Annotated in this window: 13 protein-coding genes; 4 read left to right on the plus strand and 9 right to left on the minus strand. The window is 71.5% G+C overall.

All coding sequences use genetic code 11. The annotated features are described in order from the left end of the window. Positions 1-47: 47 nt before the first annotated feature. Together AB0L33_RS12770 and AB0L33_RS12775 are read left to right on the plus strand one after the other, a co-directional pair. On the plus strand, positions 48-245 hold the full coding sequence (locus AB0L33_RS12770; protein ID WP_365680477.1) for a hypothetical protein: 198 nt from the start codon (positions 48-50) through the stop codon (positions 243-245). A gap of 61 nt (positions 246-306) precedes the next feature. After that, entirely contained in the window at positions 307-747 is a 441-nt protein-coding gene (locus tag AB0L33_RS12775; RefSeq protein WP_365680479.1) for a tetratricopeptide repeat protein, read from the plus strand. Positions 748-818: 71 nt separating this feature from the next. Here AB0L33_RS12775 and AB0L33_RS12780 read toward each other — a convergent pair whose 3' ends face one another. The 6 genes from AB0L33_RS12780 to AB0L33_RS12805 all read right to left on the minus strand — a co-directional run bounded on the left by AB0L33_RS12780 (position 819) and on the right by AB0L33_RS12805 (position 8,793). Beyond that, a complete protein-coding gene (locus AB0L33_RS12780; protein ID WP_365680481.1) occupies positions 819-4,631 on the minus strand; it encodes a multifunctional oxoglutarate decarboxylase/oxoglutarate dehydrogenase thiamine pyrophosphate-binding subunit/dihydrolipoyllysine-residue succinyltransferase subunit in 3,813 nt (1,270 codons plus the stop codon). A gap of 257 nt (positions 4,632-4,888) precedes the next feature. Continuing rightward, positions 4,889-5,965, minus strand: a complete 1,077-nt coding sequence (locus tag AB0L33_RS12785; protein WP_018102697.1) for a HAMP domain-containing sensor histidine kinase — start codon at positions 5,963-5,965, stop codon at positions 4,889-4,891. Continuing rightward, positions 5,962-6,699, minus strand: a complete 738-nt coding sequence (locus AB0L33_RS12790; protein ID WP_073963975.1) for a response regulator transcription factor — start codon at positions 6,697-6,699, stop codon at positions 5,962-5,964. Before AB0L33_RS12790 ends, AB0L33_RS12785 begins: the two co-directional genes overlap by 4 nt. A 235-nt stretch (positions 6,700-6,934) precedes the next feature. Beyond that, on the minus strand, positions 6,935-7,627 hold the full coding sequence (locus tag AB0L33_RS12795) for a spermidine synthase (RefSeq protein WP_365680483.1): 693 nt from the start codon (positions 7,625-7,627) through the stop codon (positions 6,935-6,937). 112 nt (positions 7,628-7,739) lie between these two features. Next, entirely contained in the window at positions 7,740-8,339 is a 600-nt protein-coding gene (locus AB0L33_RS12800) for an isochorismatase family protein (protein ID WP_365680485.1), read from the minus strand. Positions 8,340-8,391: 52 nt separating this feature from the next. Continuing rightward, on the minus strand, positions 8,392-8,793 hold the full coding sequence (locus AB0L33_RS12805; protein WP_365680487.1) for a DUF4259 domain-containing protein: 402 nt from the start codon (positions 8,791-8,793) through the stop codon (positions 8,392-8,394). A 194-nt stretch (positions 8,794-8,987) separates the two neighbouring features. Here AB0L33_RS12805 and lon point away from each other — a divergent pair, with 194 nt between their 5' ends. Beyond that, on the plus strand, positions 8,988-11,408 hold the full coding sequence (lon, locus tag AB0L33_RS12810) for an endopeptidase La (RefSeq protein WP_365680489.1): 2,421 nt from the start codon (positions 8,988-8,990) through the stop codon (positions 11,406-11,408). Positions 11,409-11,475: 67 nt separating this feature from the next. On the opposite strand, the gene AB0L33_RS12815 is transcribed toward lon, so the two are convergent. Continuing rightward, positions 11,476-12,156 carry a polysaccharide deacetylase family protein gene (locus tag AB0L33_RS12815; RefSeq protein WP_365680825.1) on the minus strand — a complete coding sequence of 227 codons (681 nt, stop codon included), beginning with the start codon at positions 12,154-12,156 and terminating at the stop codon, positions 11,476-11,478. A 249-nt stretch (positions 12,157-12,405) separates the two neighbouring features. Continuing rightward, the gene (locus AB0L33_RS12820) at positions 12,406-13,248 is read right to left on the minus strand and encodes a lysozyme (RefSeq protein WP_365680491.1); all 843 of its coding nucleotides are present in this window, start codon (positions 13,246-13,248) and stop codon (positions 12,406-12,408) included. Between the two features lie 241 nt (positions 13,249-13,489). Between AB0L33_RS12820 and AB0L33_RS12825 the strand changes: the two genes are divergently transcribed. Next, positions 13,490-13,972 carry a MarR family transcriptional regulator gene (locus AB0L33_RS12825; RefSeq protein WP_073963965.1) on the plus strand — a complete coding sequence of 161 codons (483 nt, stop codon included), beginning with the start codon at positions 13,490-13,492 and terminating at the stop codon, positions 13,970-13,972. Between the two features lie 27 nt (positions 13,973-13,999). Here AB0L33_RS12825 and AB0L33_RS12830 read toward each other — a convergent pair whose 3' ends face one another. Continuing rightward, complete coding sequence (locus AB0L33_RS12830; protein WP_365680493.1) at positions 14,000-14,782, minus strand: hypothetical protein; 783 nt, start codon at positions 14,780-14,782, stop codon at positions 14,000-14,002. Between the last annotated feature and the right edge of the window lie 190 nt (positions 14,783-14,972).

Genomic DNA, 14,972 nt, shown 5'->3' on the forward strand with positions numbered 1-14,972 from the left:
TGTCCGACAAGGTAATTGGGCGACTGGGGGCAACGATGGCGGTAGTTGTGGGACCACCCGCACCGGGCGAGGACGCCCCCATCCCGGTGGTCGTGGACGCCGACGCGTTCGCCGCCACCGGGGTGCCCGTCACCGACGCGGACTCCCTGTACGGCAGCGAGGAGACCCGGGACGGCGCCGGGCGCCGGGCGCTCGGGGCGGCGCAGGATCTCTACGGGGACGGTCTCGACCTCGCCGCTCGCTGACCTGGAGCGCATCCGGCGGGACGCCCTGCGGACCTTGGGCGAGTTCGCCCCGCTCACCCTCATGATCAGCACCGGAACCGCCTCCGTGCAACGGGAGGCGGGCGACCCCCGCGATGCCCTGGACCTCCACGAGCAGGTGGTGGCCGGCTACCGGAGCATGCTGGGCGACGAGCACCCGTACACCATCGGCACGCGCGGGAACCTGGGGCTGATGCGGTGGACGGCCGGCGACCGGGACCGCGGCGCCGAGGGCATCGAGCGGGCCGTCGTCCGGATGGGGCGGGCCGTCGGCGAGGACCACCCCTGGGCGATCGGCTGGGCGTTGAACGCCGCGCTGGTGCGGCCCGCGGACCGGCGTCTGCCGGGGCGTACGAACAGCGCCCGGGCCGACGAGGCGCTGGGGCCCCGTCACCCGCTGGCCGTGGCCTGCCGCCAGGTGCTCACGGCCGGTCCGGCGGACCCGCTTCCCCGGTTCTGGCCCTTCGAGCCGCTCGTCACCTGAGCCGCTCACGGCCGAGGGGCCCGCCCCGCGAACGAACGCGGAACGGGCCCCTCGGGGCGTACTGCTGCCGGTCAGGCCTCGAAGACCTCGTTGACCAGCTGGGTCTGCTCCGCCTGGTGGCGCTTGGCCGAGCCGACCGCCGGGGACGAGCCGTGCGGGCGCGAGATGCGGCGCAGGCGCTCGCCGTGCGGAACGTCCGCGCCGACGGCCAGGTCCAGGTGGTCGATCAGGTTCAGGGCGATGAACGGCCAGGCGCCCTGGTTGGCCGGCTCCTCCTGGGCCCACAGGTACTTCGCGGCGTTCGGGTACTTGGCGATCTCGGCCTGGATCTCGGCACCCGGCAGCGGGTACAGGCGCTCCAGACGGATGATCGCGGTGTCCGTGACGCCGCGCTTCTCGCGCTCGGCCTCCAGGTCGTAGTAGACCTTGCCGGCGCAGAAGACGACCTTGCGGACGGCGCTCGGGTCGACCGTGTCGTCGCCGATGACCGGGCGGAAGCCGCCGGAGGTGAACTCCTCCACCTTGGACGCCGCCGCCTTGAGGCGGAGCATCGACTTCGGGGTGAAGACGATCAGCGGCTTGTGGTGCGGGTTGTGCACCTGCCACCGCAGGAGGTGGAAGTAGTTCGACGGCAGGGTCGGCATCGCGACCGTCATGTTGTCCTGCGCGCACATCTGGAGGAAGCGCTCCGGGCGGGCGGACGAGTGGTCCGGGCCCTGGCCCTCGTAGCCGTGCGGCAGGAGCAGCGTGACGCCGGAGGTCTGGCCCCACTTCTGCTCGGCCGAGGAGATGAACTCGTCCACGACGGTCTGCGCGCCGTTGACGAAGTCACCGAACTGGGCCTCCCAGATGACCAGCGACTCCGGACGGGCCAGCGAGTAGCCGTACTCGAAGCCCATCGCCGCGTACTCGCTGAGGAGCGAGTCGTAGACGTTGTAACGGGCCTGGTCGTCCGTCAGGTAGAGGAGCGGGGTGTAGTCCTCGCCCGTGACCTGGTCGACCAGCACCGCGTGGCGCTGGCCGAAGGTGCCGCGGCGGCTGTCCTGGCCGGCGAGCCGGACCGGGGTGCCCTCCATCAGCAGCGAACCGATGGCCAGGGTCTCGCCCATGCCCCAGTCGATCGTGCCGTTCTCCACCGAGGCGGCACGGCGCTGCATCTGCGGCATCAGACGCGGGTGCACGGTGATCGACTCGGGGATGTTGACCTGCGACTCGGCGATCCGCTTGACGACCTCGGCGGAGACCGCGGTGTTCACGGCGACCGGGAAGTGCGCCTGCGGGTCGGAGACGTGCGGCTGCGCGGGCTGCGAGGTGGCCTCGCGGACCTCGGCGAAGACCTTCTCCAGCTGGCCCTGGAAGTCCTGGAGCGCCTGCTCCGCCTCTTCCAGAGTGATGTCGCCGCGACCGATCAGGGACTCGGTGTAGAGCTTGCGCACCGAGCGCTTCTTGTCGATCAGGGTGTACATCTGCGGGTTGGTGAACTCCGGGTTGTCGCCCTCGTTGTGACCGCGGCGGCGGTAGCAGATGAGGTCGATCACGACGTCCTTGTTGAACGCCTGGCGGAACTCGAAGGCGAGCCGGGCGACCCGGACGACGGCCTCGGGGTCGTCGCCGTTGACGTGGATGATCGGCGCCTCGATCATGCGCGCCACGTCGGTGGCGTACATCGAGGAGCGCGAGGACTCCGGGGCGGCGGTGAAGCCGACCTGGTTGTTGATCACCACGTGCACGGTGCCGCCGGTGCGGTAGCCGCGCAGCTGCGACATGTTGAGCGTCTCGGCGACGACGCCCTGGCCGGCGAAGGCCGCGTCGCCGTGGAGCGCGACGGGCAGGACGGTGAAGTCCGTGCCGCCCTTGTTGATGATGTCCTGCTTGGCGCGGGCGATGCCCTCCAGGACCGGGTCGACCGCCTCCAGGTGCGAGGGGTTGGCGGCCAGCGAGACCTTGATCTGCTCGCCGTCCAGGCCGGTGAAGGTGCCCTCGGCGCCCAGGTGGTACTTGACGTCGCCGGAGCCGTGCATCGAGCGCGGGTCGAGGTTGCCCTCGAACTCGCGGAAGATCTGGGCGTACGACTTGCCCACGATGTTCGCCAGGACGTTCAGGCGGCCGCGGTGGGCCATGCCGATGACGACCTCGTCCAGGCGGGCCTCGGCGGCGGAGTCGATGACCGCGTCGAGCAGCGGGATGACGGACTCGCCGCCCTCCAGCGAGAACCGCTTCTGGCCGACGTACTTGGTCTGCAGGAACGTCTCGAACGCCTCGGCGGCGTTCAGGCGGCGCAGGATGCGCAGCTGCTCCTCGCGCTCCGGCTTGGGGCGCGGACGCTCCACCCGGTCCTGGAGCCACTTGCGCTGCTTCGGGTCCTGGATGTGCATGAACTCGATGCCGGTGGTGCGGCAGTACGACTCGCGCAGGACGCCGAGGATGTCGCGGAGCTTCATCATCGACTTGCCGGCGAACCCGCCGACCGCGAAGTCCCGCTCCAGGTCCCACAGGGTGAGGCCGTGCTCGGTGATGTCGAGGTCGGGGTGCTTGCGCTGGTGGTACTCCAGCGGGTCGGTGTCGGCCATGACGTGGCCGCGGACCCGGTAGGAGTGGATCAGCTCGAAGACCCGCGCGGCCTTGGTGACGTCGTCGTCGTGCGAGGCGTCGATGTCCTTGAGCCAGCGGACCGGCTCGTAGGGGATGCGCAGCGCCTTGAAGATCTCGTCGTAGAACTCGTTCTCGCCGAGCAGCAGCTGGGAGAGGATGCGCAGGAACTCGCCCGAGGCGGCACCCTGGATGACCCGGTGGTCGTACGTGGAGGTCAGGGTCATGACCTTGGAGATGCCCAGCTTGTTCAGGGTGTCCTGCGAGGTGCCCTGGAACTCGGCCGGGTAGTCCATCGCGCCGACGCCCATGATGAGGCCCTGACCGGGCATCAGGCGGGGCACCGAGTGGACGGTGCCGATGCCGCCGGGGTTGGTCAGCGAGGCGGTGACGCCGGTGAAGTCGTCCATGCCGAGCTTGCCGTTGCGGGCGCGCCGGACGATGTCCTCGTACGCCTGCCAGAACTCGAAGAAGTTGAGCGTCTCGGCCTTCTTGATGGCCGCGACGACCAGCTGGCGGTCGCCGTTCGGCTTCACCAGGTCGATGGCGAGGCCGAGGTTGACGTGCTCCGGCTTGACGAGGGTCGGCTTGCCGTCCTTCTCCGCGTAGGAGTAGTTCATGGCCGGCATGGCCTTGAGCGCCTGCACCATCGCGTACCCGATGAGGTGCGTGAAGGAGATCTTCCCGCCGCGGGCGCGCTTGAGGTGGTTGTTGATGACGATGCGGTTGTCGAAGAGCAGCTTCACCGGGACGGCGCGCACGGACGTGGCCGTGGGCAGTTCCAGCGAGGCGTTCATGTTCTTCGCGACCGCGGCGGACGGGCCGCGCAGCGTCACGTACTCCGGTCCGGCCGGCGCCTCGGTGTCCGCGGCGGCCTTGGCCTTCGCGGCGGGGGCCTTGGCGGCCGGGGCCGGGGCTGCCTTCGCCGGAGCCTTCGGCGCGGCGGGCGCGGCGGGCGCGGCCTGGGCCGGGGCGGCGGGGGCGGCCGGGGCCTGGGCGGCGGGCTGGGCCGGAGCGGCCGGGGCCGCCGGTGCGGTGGTGGGGGCGGCCGGGGCCGCGGGCGCTGCAGCCCCCGCGGCTGCGGCACCGGTCTTGTCCGCCGTGCCGGTCTTGCCCGGCTTGTAGTCGGCGAAGAAGTCCCACCAGGCACGATCGACCGAATTGGGGTCCTGGAGGTACTGCTGGTAGATCTCGTCGACGAGCCACTCATTGGCGCCGAATGCCGCGGCCGGGTTGGTGCCCGGGCCGGCCTGGTCGGTCGAGATGCTCGAGTTACTGGGGGACTGAGACGACACGGCGGTGACCGCCCTCTTCCGCTTCGCAAGGTGATGGACAGCGGGAATCAAGGCTACGCCTCCGCAGCCGTTCCTTGCAGGCCGGGGAGGTCTTCGTCGTGCAAGTCACATCGGAAGCCGGGTTTCGGCGCTGGAAATGGCGGGAAACAAGCATGGTTCCGCTTCGCTCCGGGTACGCGAGGCCGCCGCAGCGGCCTCCTCGACCGTATCCCGTCACCGGAACACGGAGAACGCGGCCTTCCGGTTCGAACCCTATGTCAACCCCGTGGTTGCGGAATCCCCGGAAGGGTGACGCGGATACGGCAGCCGCGAGCAGATTCGGCCACTCCGATCCGGCCGCCGTGGAGATCCACCGCCCAGCGGGCGATCGCCAGGCCGAGCCCCGTACCGCCGTCGCTGCCCGGGCCGTGCGGCGAGGCCACGTCGCCCCGGTTGAACCGCTCGAAGACGCGGTGGCGCTCGGACTCCGGGATGCCGGGGCCCTCGTCCACCACCTCCAGATGCAGGGACTCCGGCTGCGGACCGCGCCGGGCCAGCACCGTGACCCGGCCGTGCGGCGGGCTGTGCTTGACGGCGTTGTCGATGAGATTGGCCACCACCTGGTGCAGCCGCTCCGCGTCCGCGTGCGCGGTCAGCTCCGGCGGCGACACGTCCAGGTGCAGATGGACGTCCGTACGCGAGTGGTTGCCCGACCCGGAGGAGAGCCGGCGGTGCGCGGCGGCGAGGTTCGCCTCCTTCAGCACCCCGGAAAGATAGGGCCACACCTCGAAGCGGTTGGCCTTCAGTGTGACGACGCCGTTGTCGAGGCGAGACAGGTCGAGCAGCGTCTCCACGAGGCGGCCCAGGCGCTCCGTCTGTTTCAGCGCGGTGCGCATCGTCTCCGGATCGGCCGAGGACACCCCGTCCACGACGTTCTCCAGGACGGCTCTCAGCGCCGCGATGGGCGTGCGCAGCTCGTGCGAGACGTTCGCCACCAGCTCCTTGCGGTGCCGGTCCACGGCCGCCAGGTCGTCGGCCATCAGATTGATGGTCTGCGCCAGGTCGCCGAGCTCGTCGCGCCGGCCCGCCCCGTTGACCCGCCGGGTGTAGTCGCCGTGCGAGATCGACCGGGCCACCGCGCGCATCTCGTCCAGCGGCGCGGTCAGGCCGTGCGCCACGAACTGCGTGATCAGCAGGGTCGCGATGACCGAGAACACGGTGATGAACCGCAGCTCGGTCCGCGTACGGAAGGCCACCATGATCAGCCCGGTGGTGATGAACACCGAGACCACCACCAGGGTGCCCAGCTTGGCCTTGATCGAGAACGGCCGCAGCCCCGGTCCGGGCGAGGTCATGGCGCGGGGGTCTCCAGCGCGTAACCCACCCCGTGCACGGTACGGATGCGCTCCGCGCCGATCTTCCGGCGCAGCGCCTTGATGTGGCTGTCGACCGTCCGGGTGCCCGAGGCGTCCGCCCAGTCCCACACCTCGGCGAGCAGCTGCTCCCGGGAGAGCACCGCGCGCGGGGTGTTGGCCAGGCAGACCAGCAGGTCGAACTCGGTCGGGGTCAGGTGCACGTCGTCGGCGCGGACCCGCACCCGGCGCTGCGCGTGGTCGATCTCCAGCTCGCCGAGCCGGAGTATGCCGCTGCGCGGCGTCACCGCGGCCAGCGCGGCCCGCTCCACCCGGCGCAGCAGCACGTGCACCCGGGCGGCCAGCTCACGCATCGAGAACGGCTTGGTCATGTAGTCGTCGGCGCCGACCCCGAGCCCGACGAGCATGTCGGTCTCGTCGTCCCGCGCGGTCAGCATCAGCACCGGCACGGGCCGCTGGGCCTGGACCCGGCGGCAGACCTCCAGGCCGTCGAAGCCGGGCAGCATGATGTCGAGCACCATCAGGTCCGGCTGCCATGCCTCGGCCGCGTCCACGGCGGCGGGGCCGTCGAGCGCGGTCTGCACGAGAAAGCCCTCCGCCCGCAGCCGGGCGGAAATGGCATCGACGATCGTGGCGTCGTCCTCGACCACCAGCACCCGGCGCTGCGCGCCCGGGGTGGCCGCGACGCCGCTGTGGGTGGTGTGTGTCTGTTCCATCGCCCCGCCCCTGCCCGTTCTCACGGAGGCCATTCCCCCGGACGTACGGTTTTCGCTCGTGAATTTAGTTGGGTGATCCCGCTACCGGTCAGCAGCGTAGAGGCAGCGGAGGCTTTCCGGCTACGCAGGGTGCAAGGCCGGCCCGCCGTGCGAGGCTCCCGCGCGGGGCGGGTGCCGGGCTTGTGGGCCTTGGCCCCCGGGTGTTCGGGGGCTTTCGATACCCGCCGGGGGAATCTCACTCGTCCCGGATTGCGAGATGGACCACGTCGGGCACACCTCGGGCAACGCCCACTTCTTCCGCCCGAACCCCCTGGAACCCGGCATTCCGCAGGGCCTGGTCGAATGCGGCGGACGGTTGTGCGGACCAGACGGCGAGCACCCCGCCCGGGTTGAGCCGCGCCCGGCAGTCGGCGAGACCGGCGGGGGAGTACAGCTCGTTGTTGTCCTCGGTGACCGTCCAGTCCGGCCCGTTGTCGATGTCCAGACACAGGGCGTCGTAACGGTCCGTAGTCGTACGCAGGTACGCGACGAGGTCGGTCGTCAGGATCTCCGTACGCGGGTCGGCGAGCGCGGGCCCCGAGATCCGGTCCAGCGGGCCCCGCCGGTGCCAGTCCACGATCGCCTCCTCCCGCTCGGCGACCGCGATCCGGCCCCACCGGGGCTCGGCGGCGGCCCGGGCGAGCGAGAACCCGACGCCGAGCCCGCCGATGAGCACGGCGGGCCCGGTGCGGCCGGGCGGGAGCGCGTCGAGCGCGGCGTCGATCAGCAGCCGCTCCGAGCGCCCGTCGGAGGTGTCCATCAGGAAGCACCCGTTGGCGATGATCTCGAAGTCCTCGCCGCGCCGGCGCAGGACGACCTCCCCGTACGGTCCCTCGCGGCGGTCCAGGGTGACGGGGGCGTCGGCGTCGGGGCCGAACGTGTGGGGCATGGCGCTGATCTCCGGTGGCCGGGGTGACTGTCCCTGCCATCCTGTCGCGCGGGGGCGGGCGGGGGCCAGCGGGTTCGTACGGGGCGCGGCCCGGCCGGCCGGGCCGCACACGTCACGCGGGGGCGCGGTGCGGGTGCGCCCCCGGCGGCGCCGTGAACCGTACGGCCGAGGCGGGCGTGGTGACGTTCGCGTCCGCGCTGATCGCCCAGGCGGCGACCCGGGAGACGACGGCGGCGGGCACCGCCTCGCTGATGCCGGGGGCGGCCGGGACGTCGTGGGTGGCGTGGGCGTCGTGGGGGAGGACGACCCGGTAGCCGCGCTCAAGGGCGGTGCGGGCCGTCGCCTGGACGCACATCTCCGACATGACCCCGCAGACGGCCAGGGACTCCACGCCCGCCGCCGCCAGGACGGTGCCCAGGGCCGTGTCCCTGAAGCCGTCGTCCCAGGTCTTGCGGATCACGGACTCCGCGGGGCCCTCCTCGACGGGCAGATGCAGCGCCCAGCCGGGCGTGAACGGCTCGTCGCCCGACCCGGGGTCGCCGTCGTTCTGGAGGTGGACGACGACCGCGCCCGCCCGGCGGGCCCGGGCAAGCAGCCCCGCCGTGCGGTCCAGCAGCACTTCGGCGGCGGGGACCGCCCCCGCGCCGGCCACCCCGTCCTTCTGCACGTCCACGACGATCAGGGCCTGTACGGGGGGCGGGGGCTCGGTCATGCGGCCATCCTGTCCGGCGGAACTCCCGCGCTCCACGGAATATCGGGGGCGCTCAGGGCCGGGGCATAAGCGTCCCGCGCAGCTGGTTGATCCCCGTGTGCCAGGGCCCGTCCTCCGCTTCCTCCCAGAGCTCCAGCGCCTCGGACGGTTCCGTCAGGACCCGGTCCAGCGCCCGGAGCGCGAGCTCGCGCAGACCGGTCAGGTCCGGAAGGGGCTCGTCCGGGCCGTAGGCGGAGTCGACGGAGGCGCCCCCGGGGCACTGCGCCGCGACCAGGGCGGCCGCCGCTATCGCCTCGTTCGCCACGTCCGAGTCCAGATAGTCCGCGGTCTCCACCGTCTCGGTCAGCGCGGCCCGGACCATGCCCTCGCGCGCCTCCGGCGCGGCCTCGTCCAGGCCGCCGCACCAGTCGGCGGCGGTGTCGTTGTCGAAGGGGCCCACGTCCCACGTACCCATGCATGTCTCCCTGGCGAATCGATCTCCACGCATCGTGACAGGCGCCACTGACAACGGCCCCGAGTGCCCGTCCCCGGGTGCCTGTCCCCGAGGGCCACGAGCTGATCGCTCAGAGCGAACAGGGCTTGGGGAACATTGCGGGGCTCACAAGCATTGAGCCGGTATAGCTCAACTTGACTGCCGAAGGGGAGATCATGGCTACTGAGTCCAACGCCGTCACACCGCTCACCCTGCCCGTGCTGCCGCTTGACGACGAGGTCGTGCTGCCGGGAATGGTGGTGCCGCTGGACCTGTCGGACACCGAGGTGCGCGCCGCCGTGGAGGCCGCGCAGGCCGCCGCCCGGGAGGGCGGGGGCAAGCCCGAGGTGCTGCTCGTCCCGCGCATCGACGGGACGTACACCGGCATCGGTGTCCGCGGCACCGTCGAGCAGGTGGGGCGGCTCTCCGACGGCGACCCGGGCGCCCTCATCCGGGGCCGCGACCGGGTCCGCATCGGAGCGGGCACCAGCGGCCCCGGCGCCGCCCTCTGGGTCGAGGGGGTCCGGGTGGACGAATCCGTCCCCGACCCTCTGCCCGGGGCCGTCGCCGAGCTGGTCAAGGAGTACAAGGCGCTCGCCACCAGCTGGCTGAAGAAGCGCGGGGCCTGGCAGGTCGTGGACCGGGTCCAGCAGATCGAGGGAGTCTCGGCGCTCGCCGACAACTCGGGGTACTCGCCCTTCCTCACGACCGCCCAGAAGGTCCGCCTCCTGGAGACCACCGACCCGGTCGCCCGGCTCAAGCTCGCCATCCAGTGGCTGGGCGAACACCTTGCCGAGCAGGACGTCGCCGAGTCCATCGCCAAGGACGTCCAGGAGGGCGTCGACAAGCAGCAGCGCGAGTTCCTGCTGCGGCGCCAGCTCGACGCCGTACGCAAGGAGCTCTCCGAGCTGAACGGCGATCCGGAGGACGAGTCCGACGACTACCGGGCCCGCGTCGAGGCCGCCGACCTGCCCGAGCACGTCCGCGAGGCGGCGCTCAAGGAGGTCGACAAGCTGGAGCGCGCCTCCGACCAGAGCCCCGAGGGCTCCTGGATCAGGACCTGGCTCGACACCGTCCTCGAACTGCCCTGGACCGAGCGCACCGAGGACGCGTACGACATCAAGGGCGCCCAGGAGATCCTGGACGCCGAGCACGCCGGCCTCCAGGACGTGAAGGAGCGCATCACCGAATACCTCGCGGTGCGCAAGCGCCGGGCCGACCGCGGTCTCGGCGTCGTCGGCGGGCGGCGCGGCGGCGCGGTGCTGGCCCTGGTGGGTCCGCCCGGCGTCGGCAAGACCTCGCTCGGGGAGTCCGTCGCCCACGCCATGGGCCGCAAGTTCGTCCGCGTCGCGCTCGGCGGTGTCCGGGACGAGGCGGAGATCCGCGGCCACCGGCGTACATACGTCGGGGCGCTGCCCGGACGCATCGTGCGCGCCATCAAGGAGGCCGGCTCCATGAACCCGGTCGTCCTCCTGGACGAGATCGACAAGGTCGGCTCCGACTTCCGGGGCGACCCGGCCGCCGCCCTCCTCGAAGTCCTCGACCCCGCGCAGAACCACACCTTCCGCGACCACTACCTGGAGGTCGAGCTCGACCTCAGCGACGTCGTCTTCCTGGCCACCGCCAATGTCCTGGAGGCCATCCCGGAGGCGCTGCTCGACCGCATGGAGCTGGTCAGGCTCGACGGCTACACCGAGGACGAGAAGGTCGTCATCGCCCGCGACCACCTGCTCCCGCGCCAGCTGGAACGGGCGGGCCTGGAGAAGGACGAGGTCACCCTGGACGAACCGGCGCTGCGCAAGCTGGCCGGCGAGTACACCCGTGAGGCCGGGGTGCGGAACCTGGAGCGCGCCGTCGCCCGGCTGCTGCGCAAGGTCGCGGCCCAGAGCGAACTGGGCGACCGCGAGCTGCCCTTCACGGTGGGCGCGGACGACCTGCGCGGTCTCATCGGCCGCCCGCACCACGTGCCCGAGTCCGCCCAGGACCCGGCCGAGCGCCGTACGTCGGTGCCGGGTGTGGCCACCGGGCTCGCGGTGACCGGGGCGGGCGGGGACGTCCTCTTCGTCGAGGCGTCGCTCGCCGACCCGGAGACCGGGGCGTCCGGCCTGACCCTGACCGGCCAGCTGGGCGACGTCATGAAGGAGTCGGCGCAGATCGCGCTGAGCTTCCTCCGGTCGCACGGCGCGGAGCTGGAGCTGCCGGTCGCGGACCTCAAGGACCGGGGCGTGCACATCCACTTCCCGGCGGGCGCGGTCCCCAAGGACGGCCCGAGCGCGGGCATCACGATGACGACCGCGCTGGCCTCGCTGCTCTCCGGACGGCTGGTCCGCACGGATGTGGCGATGACCGGTGAGGTCTCGCTGACCGGGCGGGTGCTCCCGATCGGCGGCCTGAAGCAGAAGCTCCTGGCCGCGCACCGGGCGGGCATCACCACCGTGGTGATCCCCAAGCGGAACGAGGCCGACCTGGACGACGTGCCGGCCGAGGTGCTGGAGACCCTGGAGGTCCACCCGGTCACCGACGTCCGTCAGGTCCTGGAGATCGCCCTTTCCCCGGCCACGGCGGAGCGCAGGATTCCGGCGGCGCAGGCGGCGTGACCGGCCCGGACGCGGCGGCCCGCCTCCCCTGACCGGGGGAGGCGGGCCGTTCCGCGTACCGCCGCGCCTACGGACGGTAGATCGTGCCCGGGACCGGCTCGGCCGGGGCCATCAGCTGGGGGACCGTCACGAAGGTGTAGCCCTGCTTCTTCAGGGTGTCGATGATTCCCGGCACGGCGGGCACGGTGCCCTTGTAGATGTCGTGCAGCAGGATGATCCCGTCCTTGCTCGCCTGGTCGACTATCCGCTTCCTGATCAGGGCGGAGTCGGTCGTCGAGTAGTCCTTGGCGGTGGCGCTCCACAGGATCTGGGAGAGCCCGAGGTCCTTGCAGATTCCGGAGATCGTGTCGTCGGTGCGGCCCTGCGGCGGGCGCATCAGCCGGGGCTTCTTGCCGGTGATCGCCGCGATGGCGTCCTGCGTCTTCTCCAGCTCGGCGCGTATCTCGGCCGGCTTCCGGTCGGTCAGGATCTGGTGCGACCAGGTGTGGTTGGCGATCTCATGGCCTTCGGCCGCGAGCCGCCGCACGGTGTCCGGGTGCTTCTTGACGTGGTTCTTGCCCAGCAGGAAGAACGTCGCGTGGACCTTCTTCTCCTTGAGGATGTCCAGCAGCCGGGGCGTGTCCTCCGCCGGGCCCGCGTCGAAGGTCAGGGCGATGCACTTGGCCTTGCGGCAGTCCACCGGGCCCATCGGCGCCTTGGCGTCCGAAGCGGCGTCGTCGCGGGCCGAGCCGGGCGCGGTGGTCTCCATCGTGCAGCCGCTCAGTGCGAGCGTGAGCGCTGTCACAAGACCGACGGCCAACCCCGCACCGGTCGACTTCCTCTTACTGGGCACGGCGTGCCACTCCCTCTGATGAACGAACGCACTGGTGTGCGACCTGGAACGATGACTATACATGTGATGTATACACCGGGTTCATAGTGGGGTGACCGGGACGCGGCGAAGCCCGGCGACGGGGTACGTCACCGGGCTTCGCGTGGTGCGGGGAGGCTGCCGCCGCTATCCGTTGGCGAGCGCCTGTACGCGGTCGAGGGCGCCGTTGAAGTGGTTGTGGTCGCCCACCGTCGGGCCGGAGGACGTGTACTGCCAGATCGTGTAGAAGCCCCAGCCGGCCGGGAGCGTGCCGACCGTGGTGTTGTAGCGGGCCACCCACAGCGGGTTGGTGGTGCCGAAGCTGGAGTTGTTCCCGGTGCAGGTCTGCCACCAGCTCGTCGCGGTGTAGATGACCGCGTCGCGTCCGGTGCGGGCCTTGTAGGTGTTCACGAAGTCGCGAATCCAGGACACCATTCCGGCCGCGGTCTTGCCGTAGCACTGCGCGCCGTACGGGTTCCACTCGATGTCGAGCACGCCCGGCAGGGTCTTGCCGTCCTTGGACCAGCCGCCCCCGTGGTCCACGAAGTAGTTGGCCTGGGTGGCGCCGCTGGTGGTGTCGGGGGTGGCGAAGTGGTAGGCGCCGCGGATCATCCCGACGTTGTACGAGCCGTTGTACTGCTGCGCGAAGTAGGGGTTCGTGTAGTACGTCCCCTCGGTGGCCTTGGTGTAGGCCCACTTCACGCCGCTGTTCCAGAGCGTCGACCAGGCGACGTTGCCCTGGTGGCTGCTGACGTCCACGCCTTCGGTCTGGGTGACGGTGGAGCCGACGGGCAGGCCGCCCTTGCCGTCGTGGGCGATGACGCCCATGCCCATGGTGGCGGTGCCGCGCGCGGGTGCGGTGGGGTCGCCGCCCGCGGCGTTCGAGGCGCCGGGGAGCGCGATGAGGAGGGAGAGGGCTGCGAGCAGAGTGCCGGCCGCGGCGAAGCGCGAGCGGCGGGACTTCGTGGAGCCGGATCTGTGCACGGGCATTGCGTGCCTCCGAGACCTCGGTGGGGGGGATCTGCTGACCCGGGAGGCGCCGCACGGCACCCCCGGATGCATGCCATGGTGTGGACATGCCATGCATGACGCTACGCACGTAGACCCGTGCGGCGGAAGAGGGCCTGGGCGGCGCCGTTGGTCTACTCCTGCGAAATACTGGCGGAGCTGCGGTGATGACCGGCGGCGGAAGAAACTTTCATCTGCGGGAAAGCTCTTGAGGGGAGTTGACGTGCACGGGAGCGAAAGCGGACGTGAACCCGGCGCTACCGGAGGAAGTGGTGTGGACCACGAATTCCTCGCCCTGGAGCTGGAGTTGGCCGTCTTTCTGCGCCGGGCGCGGGCCAACTCCGGCGAGATGGCGCGCGAGGTGCACCCCGAACTGGAGGCGGCCGCCTACGGCCTCTTCGTACGCCTGGAATCCGCCGGCCGGCAGCGGGCCACCGATCTCGCCGCCTACTTCGGCGTCGGCAAGGCCACCATGAGCCGGCAGCTCCGCGCCCTGGAGGCGCTCGGCCTGGTGGCGCGCGAGCCCGATCCGGCCGACGGGCGCGCGTTTCTCGTGCACCTCACCGAGGAAGGGCTCGCCCGTTTCCGCAGCGTCCGCGACGCCCGCCGCGACCGCTACGTCCGCAAGCTGGCCGACTGGGACCGCGCCGAGGTCGCGGAACTCGCCCGCCTGCTGCACCAGCTGAACGCCCGCGCCGAGGACTGAGCGCCCGGGGCCCGCGGCCGGACGGCCCTACAGCAGTACGTACGCCGCCGTCGCGTCGTCGTGGGTCTTGCCCCGCAGAAGCCTGCGCTCCGTGTCCGCGTCCTCCAGGGCGCGGACCCGGTCGATCAGCGCCTGCGGGCCCTCCTTCTCCAGGACTCCGAGGCACGCGGCCCAGTCGCCCTCACCGAACATCTCCGTCCAGCGGCTCGCCCCGTCCGTCATCGCGGCCAGGGCCCGCACCCCGGCGCGCGGCGTCCGTCCGGTGACCGCGCGCTCCACCACGGCCGGGTCGGCGGCGGCCGTGAAGAAGCCGCCCTCCTTGTTGCGCGCCCGGGCGTCGGCCACCGCGTCCGAGACCAGGAGCTCCCGGGGCAGCCGGTCGAGCCGGTCGTCCAGCACCGCGCGGACGTCCCCGGCGGGCGAGGCGAGCAGCAGCACCGAATCGGACAGCACCAGGTGCTCCACCTCGGCCTCGTCCCAACGGACCACGACGACGGTTGCCTGTGGCGTACGCACGTGAGAAAGGTCACAGGTCGAACGGTGGGCGTCCGCGGTGCGCCGGATGGACTCCGCGAGGATCTCCCGCAAGGTCAGATCCCGCCGCGAACCGGACAGTTCGACCAGGGACCCGCCCAGCCGGGCCGTGAACCACGGGACCGAGTGCACACAACCGGCATCGCCCCGCGGCGGGGTCACGCCGTCGAGCAGCACCAGCCCGCCGCCCCGACCGGAAGCGGGGAGGACCGAGGCCGTCCAGTCCTCGTTCGGGCGGTCCGGAGTGCCGGCGGCGGTCGCGAGTTCGATGCGCATGCCGCCAGTCTGCACGATGCCTTCACCGTGCCTGCACCGTGCCGCGATTGGTGTGTACCAGCAGGTCAGAAGGTTGAGAGAGGCGGAAGCGATCACTCCGCCCCGAGGTGCGGGCGGGCATCCTGCCAAAGCCCGGGCGGAAGTTCCAGCCGGTGTCCACGCATGGCCCCGGGGCCCGCTGGGGAGACTT

Origin of the sequence: Streptomyces sp. NPDC052299 (assembly GCF_040679335.1) — a bacterium.
In the GTDB taxonomy this organism is placed as follows: Bacteria; Actinomycetota; Actinomycetes; order Streptomycetales; family Streptomycetaceae; genus Streptomyces.

Bases quoted from the DNA above. Each gene is read 5' to 3' on its own strand.
- AB0L33_RS12775 (WP_365680479.1), top strand. From the start codon at position 307: ATGATCAGCACCGGAACCGCCTCCGTGCAACGGGAGGCGGGCGACCCC.
- AB0L33_RS12785 (WP_018102697.1), bottom strand. From the start codon at position 5,965: ATGACCTCGCCCGGACCGGGGCTGCGGCCGTTCTCGATCAAGGCCAAG.
- AB0L33_RS12790 (WP_073963975.1), bottom strand. From the start codon at position 6,699: ATGGAACAGACACACACCACCCACAGCGGCGTCGCGGCCACCCCGGGC.
- AB0L33_RS12795 (WP_365680483.1), bottom strand. From the start codon at position 7,627: ATGCCCCACACGTTCGGCCCCGACGCCGACGCCCCCGTCACCCTGGAC.
- AB0L33_RS12800 (WP_365680485.1), bottom strand. From the start codon at position 8,339: ATGACCGAGCCCCCGCCCCCCGTACAGGCCCTGATCGTCGTGGACGTG.
- AB0L33_RS12805 (WP_365680487.1), bottom strand. From the start codon at position 8,793: ATGGGTACGTGGGACGTGGGCCCCTTCGACAACGACACCGCCGCCGAC.
- lon (WP_365680489.1), top strand. From the start codon at position 8,988: ATGGCTACTGAGTCCAACGCCGTCACACCGCTCACCCTGCCCGTGCTG.
- AB0L33_RS12815 (WP_365680825.1), bottom strand. From the start codon at position 12,156: ATGGAGACCACCGCGCCCGGCTCGGCCCGCGACGACGCCGCTTCGGAC.
- AB0L33_RS12820 (WP_365680491.1), bottom strand. From the start codon at position 13,248: ATGCCCGTGCACAGATCCGGCTCCACGAAGTCCCGCCGCTCGCGCTTC.
- AB0L33_RS12830 (WP_365680493.1), bottom strand. From the start codon at position 14,782: ATGCGCATCGAACTCGCGACCGCCGCCGGCACTCCGGACCGCCCGAAC.